Here is a 12810-nt window from a genome sequence, read left to right as displayed (position 1 = left end):
TATGTTGAAGACAGCAGGGCAGAAAGTTTTAATAGCCGGCCGCATTACGAAACAATATTCATGCGGGCATAAAGCTGTGGATCAAGTATCGTTAGAGATTCACAAAGGAGAATGTTTAGGCCTAGTAGGAGAAAGCGGAAGCGGAAAGAGCACGTTAGCCAGATGCTTATTAATGCTGGAAAAAGTAGATCAAGGAGAGGTTTGGCTGAATGGGAAACCGTTACATGAGTTAAGTAAAGAAAATATGCGGAGTGTTAGAAGAGAGCTTCAGGCTGTTTTTCAAAATCCTGCGGCTTCCTTAAATCCTAAATTAAAAATTATCGATTCTTTAATGGAGCCGTTAGATGTTCAAAAGGGTATACAGCCTTCCTTTTTAAAAGGTTTTCGCGATGATCGAAAGAAAGCTGGGGAATATTTGCTTGATATGGTGGATATCCCGTCAAAGTATCTATATTCCTATCCCCATGAGCTGAGCGGGGGGCAGAAGCAGCGAGTGAGTATTGCTCGAGCTATTAGCATAGAGCCTTCTTTAATCATTCTAGATGAGCCGACAGCCAGTCTAGATGTGTCGATACAAGCTAAAATTTTAAATCTATTGAAGGATTTGCAAGAAGAATTACAGCTTTCCTATTTGTTTATTTCCCATGATCTTGCAGCTGTTAATTTTATGAGCCAACGTATTATGTTGATGCAGCAAGGCCGTATTGTAGATACATGCCAGAAACAAGACCTATTTTCGGAGAGCAGACATCCCTATACAAAAGAATTGCTTCAAGTTTTCGAAGCATAAGGAGGAAGTGCGGTGAATCATCGATCTTATCTAGCCTTAGCTATTCCTCTTACGATTTCGACCATAACAACGCCTCTATTAGGTGTTGTAGATATGGCTGTAGTAGGGCAGCTGCCAGATCCAGCTTATATCGGCGGTGTAGCTGTCGGTACTATTATCTTTAATACGATGTATTGGTTATTCGGCTTTTTGCGGGTAAGTACATCTGGGTTTGCTGCCCAAGCACAAGGAGCTAATGATGAGAGACAACAAGTGCTTGCGCTCATCAGGCCCTTGTTTATTGCTTTTGTTGTAGGAGCCAGTTTTCTCTTTTTACAGTGGCCAATCCAGTATCTGGCCTTCGTTTTTATTAATCCTGCTGCTGATGTTTATAAGTTTGCATCTGACTATTTTTCCATTAGGATATGGGGAGCGCCATTTACTTTAATGAATTATGTTATTATCGGTTGGTTAGTGGGGCGATCTCGTATAAAGATATCATTGTCTCTTCAGGTGCTTATGAATTTGATTAATATCCTATTGGCGATTATGTTTGTCAAATGGTTTTCTTGGGATGTATCTGGAGTTGCCGCAGCTACACTCATTGCTGAAATAACAGCATTTATTCTGAGTCTTTGCATCATTATCAAAATGCTATCACCATCATTTAACTTTCTGGCAATAAAAGAAATCTTGGATCCAAAACCTTTTAAAAAAATGATGGCTATGAATCGGGATTTAATGATCAGAACCTTCTGTTTACTAGCTGTTTTTAATGTATTCACAGCGAAGGGAGCTTCGTTTGGAACAGAGGTATTGGCAGCCAATGCCGTTCTAATTCAAGTTCATTATATGATGGCATATGCATTTGACGGCTTTGCGAATGCTTCGAGTATTTATGTGGGAAAAGCAGTAGGTTCCCATGATCAGGGTTTGTATAAGCGGACATTATCATTATCCTGTCAGTGGGCACTTTTTTCTTCGCTGTTCATTACTGGGGTGTATTACTTGTCTAAGAGTTATATTATTCCGTTATTTACGCAAATACCGAGCGTCATTGAGTTAGCTAGTACATATGAACGATGGATTATGTTGTATCCTCTATCAGCAGCTCTTGGTCTCATTCTTTACGGTGTATTTACTGGAGCAACCGAAGCGAAACCAATTAGAAATTCAATGGTTTATGCGTTAATCCTTTTTCTAGTCATTTTATATGTATGTGTTCCTGTACTGCAAAACCATGGATTATGGCTGGCCTTTATTTTATTTAGCTTAGGTCGTTCCGTTTTTTTAGCTCTTTATATCCCTAAGTTAAGCCGTAAGCTCTTTTCTGTAAAAGAAGCTTGTTATGAGCATAGCAGCAGAAGTATTTAGATATAAGGATATATAATAAAAATAAAAAACCCTTTACAAATACAGTGGATTTTGAAATATAATATGGATAAGAAATTGTAAATCTTATAGAGAGTGGTTCAGGCGTAAAAACAGAACCAAAAAGCTATCCACTAAACTAAAAAGATTTGTTAAACAAGAAGAGCGGTGCCCCATAAGCAAGTGTAACTAGCTTATGGGGCACCCTCATTTTTTACACTTTAAGAAATAATTTTAAGAAGCAGCTTTTTAAGAAGCGGCTTGATTTTTAAACGTAAATCCTCTGCATGGTTAGCTACTAGGAAGTGATGGTTGTATATATTTTTCATTAATTGATAGGTTTCTTCCTTTGCTTCGCCTTCTTCAATAAAAATACCGATTACCTCAAGCCCATGCTTGCGTGCAAGCTTTACTGCTTCATGTGTATCTAAAATCCCGTCTTGGTGATAGTCTAAAGCAGATGGTTCCCCGTCTGTAAATACGAGCAAGAATTTATGTTTTTCCGGACGTTTTGCCAATGCTTCAGATATGATGCGGATAATATAGCCGTCACGATTATCCTCTTCTTCGCGCAGTTGCATAATTTCTGGACCGCTGCTTGGAGAGGTAGAGTTTTTATATGCTATCACTTCATGGATGACATTTGGCTTGTATTCGGCTTTTGCACTAGAAGCATCCTCCCAAAAGCCACTAATCGCATGCGGAACCTTTAATGATTTTAATGCCTCATGAAATAAGACGACGCTTTTTTTCGTTTCCTCCATTTTGTTGTACATCGAGCCGGAGCAATCGACTAAGAGATGAAAGACAACATCAAGTTCCTTCGATTCGTTCCCTTTTTTATAAAACATACGAGGTTGTTTTTCCGTATAGATCCGGTGGAACTTTTTATGGAGACGGCCATAGTATTTCTCCGAATGGGCATTTGTTTTATTTTCAATCGTTTTTTCGATGGTTTTCTTTAGTTCCTTTACATCTTTGTTAATTAGTGACTTTATGGTCTGATAGGCAGCCTTTTCATCGATCGTCGGCTTGCGGGAACCTTTTATAGTATGAACCGCACCAATATTATATTTGCCGTATGCATTTTCACCGCTGCCAGATGCATGAGAGGAACGGGCATCTTTTGCATCTGCTGGATTAAAGTTAGCTTGGCTGCTTTTTTTTGAGCCGCCCTGCACGGAAGCAAGTGCCTGATCTGCATCCTCAGACTCCCGCGCAGCGTTACCCATCAGATTTGTTTTTGTTCCGCTTTCTAGCTCGAAGCGTAAAAAGTTTTCATTGTCATTGTTTTTATTTTCCCGATGCCAGGTAGAGAAGGTTTCGTCCATTTTATCTTTCTTCTCATCATCGTCTAGCAGCTGTGTGTCGTCATTGGCTAATTCATGCGCACAGGCATCTTTTTCAATTTTCTCGGCTTTATCGCCAATAGGAGCAAGACCGAAGTAATTGTTAACCATGTTGCTCGGTAACGCTTCTTCAAGACGGTAACGAATTTTCTCAACCGTGTACATCGTATCCTCTGTATTACGCGCGTGAAACGCCTCATATAGAAGGGATTCAATGCTAGTGAGATAGTCATTTCCAAAGCTTTCGTACTTATCGCTCGTCAGCGTAAGGTAGCAAAGGGAAAACAGCATGTCCGCTTGAAAATCACGGATGCGGTTCATTTCATATTGCGCTGTGAAGTAGCTTCTGTACGTATTTCTGCGCCATGCGAAAATTGGTTTTGTGCCGGGACGAAGTGTTTTAATTTTTTCCTCGACCCGCAAATCCTCAAGCAGTACAAATAATTGTGTTAAAAAGTGTTTATGCGGCGAAGAGAGCAGCTCCTTCGCATACTCACGAATTAGCTTCATATCGGAATGGTGCCGATAGCCGAGAGCTTTTAAATATACTTCGCTTTTTAAACCGAGAATTTTGTCTTCTTGGCTGCGGTCATCCCAAAAACGACTGATGGTCACCTTGTCCTCTTGTTCGTCATAATATGTTTGATAATCGTACTCTAATTGGGCTTTTGGATCCTTGAGAAGCGCGCACATTAAATTTTCCATTTGTAAAAAGAGGGAAGCATCAACTTTTCGTTCATTAAAGACCTGTCTCATAATTATCCCTCAAGAAAATAGCTTTCAGCGAGTTCCCGTACCGTTATTTGTTCTGTTTCATCGCTGAGCTTCGCGATAATGCTTCGTTCAATCGCGCGCAGCACCGGAATATATAAGCTTAAGTCACACGCATCAATAATGCCGCGGATGCTTGCCGCTTCTTCACTTACCCGTCCATCACGAGCCAACGGAACAAGATCATTTGAAAACTGTGCAAATTTCTCAGCGATGGATTCATTTTTTAATTTTGATTCAGATAGAAGGAGCTCTTTTAATGTAGAGCCTTGGATATAAGGAACCTCAATGATGACGAAACGGTTTTTTAAAGCTTCATTTAGCTCACTTGTTCCAACGTAGCCTTCATTAATTGCGGCAATTACGCGGAAATCATCATCACCGTATACGACCTCCTGCGTAAATGGATTTGTAATCATTTTCCGGTAATCGAGTGCACCGTGCAGCAGTGGTAATGTCTCCGGCTTCGCCATATTAATTTCGTCAATATAGAGGAAGTGCCCGCCCTTCATGGCCTTCATCAGCGGACCGTCTACGAATGCAACCTCTGAGGCCCCATTGTGAGCCTGCAGCGTATTGTAGCCAAGAATTCCTTCTACATCTAAATCAATGGAGCAGTTAATGCTGTGCATTGGCTTTTGAAACAAGTAAGAGAGTGTTTCCGCAAGAACCGTTTTTCCGCTTCCTGTTGGTCCTTTTAAAAGAACATTTTTGCCTAGCAGGAGCGCAGTAAGCGCATCTTCTAAAATGCTCATATCCTGTGCCTTGTACAGCTTTTTCCCGATAAGAAACGCATCGCTTCCGGCACTGTTTCTATTATTTTCATGCAGCTGTTGCAATTGGTTTTTTAACTGTTCATTTATTGAAAAATGTTGAAACATTGGGATGACCACCATTCTGTTATTGTTTATAAAAATATCTGTTATACCTATTATATGATACCTTCTTTAGCTATGATTCGCAAAGGAAAGAGCAGTAAAAAAAAGCAGGAAAACGAACCAGTTTTAGGTGGTGATGGATGCTACTTTTGGTCTATATATTTTGGAATACAAAAGCCTCGTTGAGGAAAGATGGGTATTTCTCACATGCAAAAGGCCCTCCATAAACGAAGGCTCTTATAGTTGTTTGGATTAATAGAACCACCAAGGGCGGTAAACAACAGGGCTATAAAACCAAGGACGTGGTCCCCACCAAATGCGAGAATCTTCCAGTGGGATTTGCGGGAATTGCTGCATATCAACGCTTTGATACATAGTGTCATCTCTTTCCTTTGCTTATGTGCAATAGTGTATACAGGAGTGGAACGTAGAGAGTATACCCGCCACGGAGAAAAGAGTTGTTCTGTCTGATTGAAAAATATTTTTGTCGAAGAGGAGATAACGGCCTATTCCAATTGAATTTGTCCTGTATAAGGTGATAGTGACAGGAATTTATCTAAGATAAGGGAGGAAGCATTATGGAACGTATTCGTCCGTTTGGAGGATTTGGAGGATTTGGAGGATTTCATCGTCCATTCTTTGGAGGATTTCATCGCCCATTTTTTGGATTCGGTCGTCCATTTTTTGGTCGTCCATTTTTCGGCCGTCCGTTTTTTCCAGGGTTTTTAGGTGGGTTAGCATTGGGAGCGCTGCTTACGCCAGGTTACGGATATGGTTATCCGTATCCATATCCGTATTGTCCGTATCCATATCCGTATTGTCCGTATCCATATCCATACTACTAAGCCATGATTCATTTGATGTAAGAGCAAAAAACTATTAACAGCATCTATTGGCACTGAAGAAGTCCATCCGAAGCGGGAAAGAAGCTAATCATCTACTATATAGGTGGCTAGCTTCTTTTTAATTTCTATATATTAATGAAAAATCTTATAGCTTCACTCCCCATAATCGGTGATCGTTAATTTCACACTATATTTGATTGGAACCTTACTAAACCTCTTATCCCAATCTTTTTTGATCTTTTCCCACACTCTAGGATGTTCAATTCTTAATTGATTTCCGAAACCGGCAACATCTGTACGGTACTCGACTTGTATTTTTTTTAATGCCTGTTTCACCAAACGGCTTACTTCTTTTTCAAAAATTGTTTCTTTCATCTTTAGAGATTTATTTTCAGAAGAGGTTCCTGAAGTGGCCCAGTTTTCAGATAGGCGGCCTTCTGCTTCAATTTTTACATCAAAAGAAATGTTGTTTTTCGCAACATGGGGTGTAATTTTGCTTTTCATTGACTTTATTTCATAAACGATAGGTTGTCCTGTCTTGTTATCAAAGCTTTTCACTACACCGCCTTTTCCTGTTCCTGTTAGCCATGTTAATCCCTCTACCTCCATTTCATTCAAAAAACCCCGCAGCTTTTTTGTCTTACCTTCAATTACGGCAGCTCCCGCAAATTTTTCCTCTTCATTTGCTGAAATCACATTTTGCAGGAGAAAGCTAGTTCCAGCTTTCATCTTGCCCACTAATTTAGCAAGTGGCATAGGTGGCAAAATTCTTGCTGTCTTAGGTCGATTATTTACAATTTCAAGCAAACGGAATGCGGGAATTTCTCCTATTTCTTTTGATTTCAACGTCTCACTGGCTCGACCTTTGCTAATGAGCACGAGACAACTAAGTCTAATTTCATTGTCGCGGAGATATTGATCCAATAATTGATCTAAGCTATATGTGCGTGCAAGATCCGCACTGATCACAATCACTTTTAAATGTGGACTGAACGTAGGTCGATTTGTTCTCAATGAAAGTTCACGAGTCATTTGATGGATAGAATCCCCGGTTTCAGAAATGTTGATATAAGATTTAGATTGGGAATCTCCCTCCTTATTTTTCATACCTGTTGATTGGGGGTTGGCAAATTGATAGGTCAATGTGAGAAGATTCTTTTTGGTATATCCTCCTCCTTGCTTTCTTAACCTTTTCTCAAGCGCTGACTCTTTCCCCTTATCCATTGCTATACCTGTGGTTAAACCACGATCTACAATTTCTTTACTGCTCCAGCATCCTGTAAGGGATAGAAGTAAAAGAATTGAAAAGGGAAGCAAGAGGCAACTCATATTATTAAGCTTCATGATTTCCCCCCTTCAATTTTGCAATAATGAGAAACAGAGGCGGCAGTAAACCATGCATAAATGGATGTATATTTTTTTGAAGACCTGAGACAATCCTAAAGAAGCAGCATAGTGGCTAATGTTAAAGCTAGTAAATATCTGCATAATCCATATTACGAGCAGCAAAGACTCAAAACGTTCAAATATCAAACCGGGCATTTCAAAGCTGTGCATGAGATCAATCGTTGGCCATGTTCTTGTTACTACCCCATCAACGGATAACGTTCCGATGACCATTACTATGGTAATTACATAAAAGATGAGAGGGATGAGAGTCTCAACTAGAACAACTTTTCCTGCTTTTTTTGGCTGTTTCATAAATAAGAGCAGGAGCAGCATGATTTCAACGCCTAAAGTCGTAATACGGTCACTCGTACTGAGCATTATCTTTGACCTGCTTTCTTTCGTTGTAATCTATCCTTTGCGCGTAGGGTCTTTCGTATGCATATTGGGTGGGCGACGTTTCATCATCATGAGCGGCAAGCGAACCATAAAGTCTTTCCATTCCCTTAACCGATACGGAATAGCAGGGCTTGTATAAGGTACACCAAAACTTTTCAGCTTCACTAAATGGCTATAAAGAAAAAGAAAAAACAGGATAATCCCATACAAACCGAATATGGCAGCGCAAAACATAGCTGTAAAGCGAAGGATACGTAATGCAATCCCTCCGGTATACTGAGGAATCGCAAAGGAAGAAATCGCGGTTACTGCCACCACGATGACCATAACTGGACTGACAATCCCCGCTTCTACGGCAGCTTGTCCAATAATTAATCCGCCAACAATCCCCATTGTGGGACCAATCGGCTTAGGCAGGCGCAGCCCGGCTTCCCGTAAAATCTCGATGGCTATTTCCATAATCAATGCCTCTATAAAAGCAGGGAATGGAACACCTTCACGTGATCCTATGATGGAAATGACCAGTTTAGTTGGAATCAATCCTGGATGAAACGAGCTAAAGGCAATATAGAGAGAAGGTGTGAAAAGAGATATGAAGGCTGCTGCATAACGCAATAGACGGATGAGAGAAGCGGGCAGCCAACGTTCGTAGTAGTCCTCTGGCGATTGCAACAGCATATTAAATGTAACGGGAACGATTAAAGCAAAGGGTGTTCCGTCCAACAAAATCGCTACTCGTCCTTCCATCAATGCACCGATGACGCGATCAGGGCGCTCGGTATTTTGTACTTGCGGAAAAGGACTTAGATAATTATCCTCAATGAGTTGTTCTACATATCCTGATTCAGGGACATTATCAACATCGATTCTCCGAATTCTCTTCTTTACTTCTTCCACTAATTCCGGGTCCGCGATATCCTTGATATAGGCGATTGCCAACTCCTTTTTTGCACGTTTTCCTACTAGGAATTTTATAATGGATAGGCTCTCATTTTTCCCGTGTTGTCGCAAAAGAGCAGTATTATCGTTTAATGCTTCCGTGAACCCTATACGTGGACCTCTGACTAAAGCTTCTGATACGGGTTCCTCAAGGGTTCTTGTTTTTCCTTTCGCTGTACCGAGAATTAAGACATCTGGTGATCCAGCAATTAAAAGGGCTGTCGAACCCGTTAATACTTCTGACAACAAATCTTTTATGTTATGTACTTCCTTTATCTGACTAATAGAAAGAATGTGATGCTTAATAAACTCTTTTAAAACAGTGCCTTTCATAATGGCCTGTTCCTGTTTATATTCTTCGGAAAGTTCCAGCATGAGCGACTTCATAATATGTGTGTCAATGAGATCTTTATCTGCCAGCCCTTCAACAAATACGATTGCTGCTCGAGTAGACGTATATCCGATGTTGAACTCTCGAAAGTAGACATCTGAATTAAGAGCGATTTCCTGCTTTATCAGTTCTAAATCTGAGATGAAAGCACCCGTAAAAGGGGTTGCTGAATTTTGAGGAAGGATAGCTTCTTGCTTAGTATCACTTTCAATAGGATGTTTTTGCATCTGTTTGGCTTTTGATTTCCACCATTTCATTTTCATCACTCTTCCTCTGCTGCATGGACCCAATTAAAAAACTTTGAGATAACATACGGAACGAAAAATACGATAAAAGCTTGCGTACAAACTTTCCAGTCTGGAAGATAGGAAACAATCATGTTCCACATTTTTATCACCTTACAAATGCCCCTATCAGGAGCAAATTCCACGAAATATTTAACCATAGCCTATTTGATAGTATTTCATTACGGATTTCTTTATATGCATACACCTGGCTTTAGCTACGTTTGTCACACTGTATACATAAAATTGTCCTGTTTGGCATTTTTAAAAAAACTTCTGAATATTCCCATTTTATATTGACTGATTAGTAGGGAAATGTCTCGGTGTACCAGTGGCTGCCTTACTTGGTGAAGGGCAGCAGCGCGATAAGGTAGAGATGTTGGGCTATTTATTTTATGTAGGTGACCGCAATAAGACGGATCTTCCATATTTGAGTGCGCATGATGCCGAAGATGATTAGATGCGCTTACGCCATGAAGAGGCGTTAACTCCAGAGGCAGTTGTCCGGCTTGCGGAAGCAGCATATAAGCGTTATGGATTTAATAATTTTAAATTAAAGGGCGGCGTACTGCGCGGCGAGGAGGAAATCGAAGCAGTTACGCCTCTGTCTTCGCCTGGGGAGCAGCACCAAATGACTTGCCCGGATATCGCTTCATAAGACGAGAAGCGATATCCGGGCAGGGCTCGCCAATCGACGAGTTTTCCTGAGGAAAATCAACTATTGGAATTTTCTCCAGGAAACAGGACGGGTCTGGAGTATTGCTCTCCAATGAGTAAGTCGTACTGAAGCAAGCGGTATTTGTCTAATAGCTTTTGGTCATCCTTTGTAAGGGTTGTAACGGTTCCATTTTCAGGATTTACTTTTAGTTCACGGATGATGCCGTGATATCGTTCGTAAAGCGACATGAGAAATTGATAATAAGGCGGCAGCGGCTCCTGTAAAACCTGGAATAGGATGGGACCGAAGTAAATTGGGCTCGTTGTTCCTAGATTTACAGGGGGAATCGGAAAGTTTGCTGTAATAAAAAAGGGAGTTTCGTGCATTCTCCGGCTTTCTTCGCTTGTGCCTCCGGTTTTGATAAACCCTGAATTGTATATTGCGTTATTATTTTCTCCAAACGTCGGAAGGTGGTCTCCCCAGAAGACAACGATAGTCGGCTCATCCAAAGTGTCGAGCTGCTCCATGAGATATTGAAATGCTTCGTTTGATTGACGAACCCCCTCTGTATAGGTTTCCAGTACTCGATTGCTTTTTTCATCCAATCCCTCTACATTAATTTCGGTTGTTTTAAATCTTCCTGGTAGATAGGGGAAATGGTTTTGCATCGTTACGGTATGGATAAACACAGGGTTAGTGTGACTTTTTAGCATATCAATTAATTCTTTTGATACAGACATATTACTAACATGCTCTGCAGCCATTTCCTTGTGCTTCATTTCTTTCATAGAAGTAAAGGACTGAAATCCAAGCTTTGGATAAACAACGTCTCTTTTGAAAAAATACTTTTCAAAAGAGTGAAATGCGACAGCGTCATATCCTCTCTGTCGTAAGATGCTCGCAATGTTGGGAACACTCTTTTTTTTATCGAATACTTGCATATAGGGAACACTGCCCTGCTCTAAGAAGCTTAGTGAAAACCCGGTTAATGCTTCGAATTCCACATTTGCTGTTCCTCCTCCAAACATAGGAGACAGTGTATATCCAGAGGGATTTTGCTGCATTACTTCCCGAATATAAGGAATAGGGTCTTTTTCAAATTGTACATTTGGCAGACGGGTTGGATCCCAAAAGGCTTCATTCATCAGATAAATAATATTTGGTTTTACTGCAGCTGCTGTCTCGGTTAAAACAGTTTGTTCCTGTAGGTCATGTGCTACAGCTTGAGCGACCTGCAGCACATTCTCCTTTGAATAGTCCTTTGGTTTTTCAAAAACGTTTTGGTTTATGCTTAAAACAAACCCTAGTACTGCCCCGTTCAAGTCATAGTTTAGGACAGGATCCCATTTAATTAACTCAATCTTTGTTACCTTGAAAATAGCGGACATAATGGAGCTTTCATAATTAGCATAAGACCAGATGATAAACCCAGAAGTGCCTGCAACAAGGATGCGGTGAAGCCAATGCGGTTTATATTTAGGAAGCTTTGTTTTCAAAATCACGAGAGTTACCAAACCAAGAACAAGCGCGACAAGAGACAGAATCGACACTTTCTGTATAATCATCGGAATGAGATCTCTTACTTGCTTAAGCTGTCCAAAATCAGTTGGGTATAATGGCTGCCCCAGTATTTTTAGCTTGAGGTAATTGATAAGTGCTAAAAGACAAAGTCCAGCCATAGCTACAATGGCTCCAAGATAATAGCTTCCAAACAAGGCAAAAATAAATAACATAATGCTTGTAATCAAGATGGCTGTCATCATGACGTGATTTGGATATTGTTTCATCCATAACAAGGCTTTATGAGCATCCATTGTGTTCTGAACCATAAAAAATAAGATAGAGACAGCCAGGGAGACAAGGATGAGCAGCATATAAACAGAAAGGCTTACCGTCCAGTCCTTCGTCGTGCGCCGTACTTGAATCAGCATAATGATTGTTGTACAAATAAAATAGATAAGCGCAGTTAAAGTAGCTGCATTAATCAGATATGCACGAGGAAATGAGTGAATGAGTACAAGCATCTGTTCGATCGAATAAGATGCTTGAAGAAATTTATACATATTAACTAAGAGGAAGGCTAGCAGAAGGCTTCCAATGAAGGTGATGATGTAAATTTTATAGGTCTTGTTTACTAAAGATTTCATCATGCAAGCTCCTAACTCATTGAAATATAGTTACAGTATAGGAGTGTTCCTATTATGTAAATTATTCCAAATAAGAAAGCGGTTTAAACCAGCTATCAGACTCAATTTAATTTTCTAACCTTCTGCATAAGAAGAACTGTTTTGCAAGAGGGTATCCCCATGATATGATTTGTGTATTATAGTAGAACAGGATTACATGATATGAATGCTAGAAATATAAAAGAACAGAAAGTACAGGGTAAAAAGAAAACATCTACAGCGCCCGCAAGCAAGGGAACCGAAAGGAAGAAGCCTAGAAAAAGAAAGCCTTCCGTTCCAAAAAAGCAGACCCTTAGACAGCGAGCAGCAAAACCTGGACCGTTACGGAGCACGCTCCTGTTATCGGGGGGTGTACTGATTGTTTGTTTATATGCTTGGTTCATAGAGGCAGATATAGCAAGTGTATTCAGCAACATTCAAGGAATCGTCATTGTTTTTTTCGGGTTTATTGGTTTTCATTTTCTTTTGATCTATATTGGATATCTGCTAGGGAAGAGATCAACACGCCGCAAAAAAACGAAAAAGTAGATTGGTTGCATAAGATTTCATAAGTAAGAGCTTGGCTCTAGGAAGGAACAAGTTAG

Annotated in this window: 11 protein-coding genes and 2 pseudogenes; 5 read left to right on the top strand and 8 right to left on the bottom strand. The window is 40.2% G+C overall.

All coding sequences use genetic code 11. The features are described from left to right. The first annotated feature begins 4 nt into the window (after positions 1 to 4). Positions 5 to 790, top strand: a complete 786-nt coding sequence (locus EP737_RS18615; protein WP_246040302.1) for an ATP-binding cassette domain-containing protein — start codon at positions 5 to 7, stop codon at positions 788 to 790. A gap of 12 nt (positions 791 to 802) precedes the next feature. Next, positions 803 to 2143, top strand: coding sequence for an MATE family efflux transporter (locus EP737_RS18610; RefSeq protein WP_129729741.1), 1341 nt, complete (start codon positions 803 to 805; stop codon positions 2141 to 2143). A 218-nt stretch (positions 2144 to 2361) separates the two neighbouring features. Here the strand turns inward: EP737_RS18610 and EP737_RS18605 are convergent, their stop codons facing one another. The 3 genes from EP737_RS18605 to EP737_RS26615 all read right to left on the bottom strand — a co-directional run bounded on the left by EP737_RS18605 (position 2362) and on the right by EP737_RS26615 (position 5513). Then, entirely contained in the window at positions 2362 to 4245 is a 1884-nt protein-coding gene (locus EP737_RS18605; RefSeq protein ID WP_129729739.1) for a vWA domain-containing protein, read from the bottom strand. Between the two features lie 2 nt (positions 4246 to 4247). Further along, complete coding sequence (locus EP737_RS18600; RefSeq protein WP_129729737.1) at positions 4248 to 5141, bottom strand: ATP-binding protein; 894 nt, start codon at positions 5139 to 5141, stop codon at positions 4248 to 4250. Between the two features lie 249 nt (positions 5142 to 5390). After that, positions 5391 to 5513: a hypothetical protein gene (locus EP737_RS26615; protein ID WP_281278907.1), complete on the bottom strand. Its 123-nt coding sequence runs from the start codon at positions 5511 to 5513 to the stop codon at positions 5391 to 5393. Between the two features lie 203 nt (positions 5514 to 5716). On the opposite strand from EP737_RS26615, the gene EP737_RS18595 reads away from it, so the two are divergent. Continuing rightward, entirely contained in the window at positions 5717 to 5983 is a 267-nt protein-coding gene (locus tag EP737_RS18595) for a hypothetical protein (protein WP_129729735.1), read from the top strand. 153 nt (positions 5984 to 6136) lie between these two features. On the opposite strand, the gene EP737_RS18590 is transcribed toward EP737_RS18595, so the two are convergent. The 4 genes and pseudogenes from EP737_RS18590 to EP737_RS26610 form a co-directional block, all read right to left on the bottom strand. Continuing rightward, entirely contained in the window at positions 6137 to 7327 is a 1191-nt protein-coding gene (locus EP737_RS18590) for a Ger(x)C family spore germination protein (RefSeq protein WP_129729733.1), read from the bottom strand. Between the two features lies 1 nt (position 7328). Further along, positions 7329 to 7717, bottom strand: a pseudogene (locus EP737_RS18585) (GerAB/ArcD/ProY family transporter); the annotation flags it as partial. Positions 7718 to 7780: 63 nt separating this feature from the next. Further along, a complete protein-coding gene (locus EP737_RS18580; protein ID WP_129729731.1) occupies positions 7781 to 9355 on the bottom strand; it encodes a spore germination protein in 1575 nt (524 codons plus the stop codon). A 5-nt stretch (positions 9356 to 9360) separates the two neighbouring features. Beyond that, complete coding sequence (locus tag EP737_RS26610; protein WP_281278908.1) at positions 9361 to 9495, bottom strand: hypothetical protein; 135 nt, start codon at positions 9493 to 9495, stop codon at positions 9361 to 9363. A 191-nt stretch (positions 9496 to 9686) separates the two neighbouring features. Between EP737_RS26610 and gudD the strand changes: the two are divergent. Then, positions 9687 to 10019: pseudogene (gudD, locus tag EP737_RS18575) on the top strand (glucarate dehydratase); the annotation flags it as partial. 77 nt (positions 10020 to 10096) lie between these two features. On the opposite strand, the gene EP737_RS18570 reads toward gudD, so the two are convergent. Beyond that, the gene (locus EP737_RS18570; RefSeq protein WP_205650976.1) at positions 10097 to 12187 is read right to left on the bottom strand and encodes an LTA synthase family protein; all 2091 of its coding nucleotides are present in this window, start codon (positions 12185 to 12187) and stop codon (positions 10097 to 10099) included. A 201-nt stretch (positions 12188 to 12388) separates the two neighbouring features. Here EP737_RS18570 and EP737_RS25720 point away from each other — a divergent pair, with 201 nt between their 5' ends. Continuing rightward, entirely contained in the window at positions 12389 to 12754 is a 366-nt protein-coding gene (locus EP737_RS25720) for a hypothetical protein (protein WP_165350857.1), read from the top strand. Positions 12755 to 12810 lie beyond the last annotated feature (56 nt).

Source organism: Ectobacillus funiculus (assembly GCF_004138295.1).
In the GTDB taxonomy this organism is placed as follows: domain Bacteria; phylum Bacillota; class Bacilli; order Bacillales; family Bacillaceae_G; genus Ectobacillus; species Ectobacillus funiculus.
This window is presented reverse-complemented; position numbering and strand designations above follow the sequence as displayed.

Excerpts from the sequence above, each read along its gene's own strand:
- EP737_RS18605 (WP_129729739.1), bottom strand. The coding sequence starts at position 4,245 with ATGAGACAGGTCTTTAATGAACGAAAAGTTGATGCTTCCCTCTTTTTA.
- EP737_RS18600 (WP_129729737.1), bottom strand. The coding sequence starts at position 5,141 with ATGTTTCAACATTTTTCAATAAATGAACAGTTAAAAAACCAATTGCAA.
- EP737_RS26615 (WP_281278907.1), bottom strand. The coding sequence starts at position 5,513 with ATGTATCAAAGCGTTGATATGCAGCAATTCCCGCAAATCCCACTGGAA.
- EP737_RS18595 (WP_129729735.1), top strand. The coding sequence starts at position 5,717 with ATGGAACGTATTCGTCCGTTTGGAGGATTTGGAGGATTTGGAGGATTT.
- EP737_RS18590 (WP_129729733.1), bottom strand. The coding sequence starts at position 7,327 with ATGAAGCTTAATAATATGAGTTGCCTCTTGCTTCCCTTTTCAATTCTT.
- EP737_RS18580 (WP_129729731.1), bottom strand. The coding sequence starts at position 9,355 with ATGAAATGGTGGAAATCAAAAGCCAAACAGATGCAAAAACATCCTATT.
- EP737_RS18570 (WP_205650976.1), bottom strand. The coding sequence starts at position 12,187 with ATGAAATCTTTAGTAAACAAGACCTATAAAATTTACATCATCACCTTC.
- EP737_RS25720 (WP_165350857.1), top strand. The coding sequence starts at position 12,389 with ATGAATGCTAGAAATATAAAAGAACAGAAAGTACAGGGTAAAAAGAAA.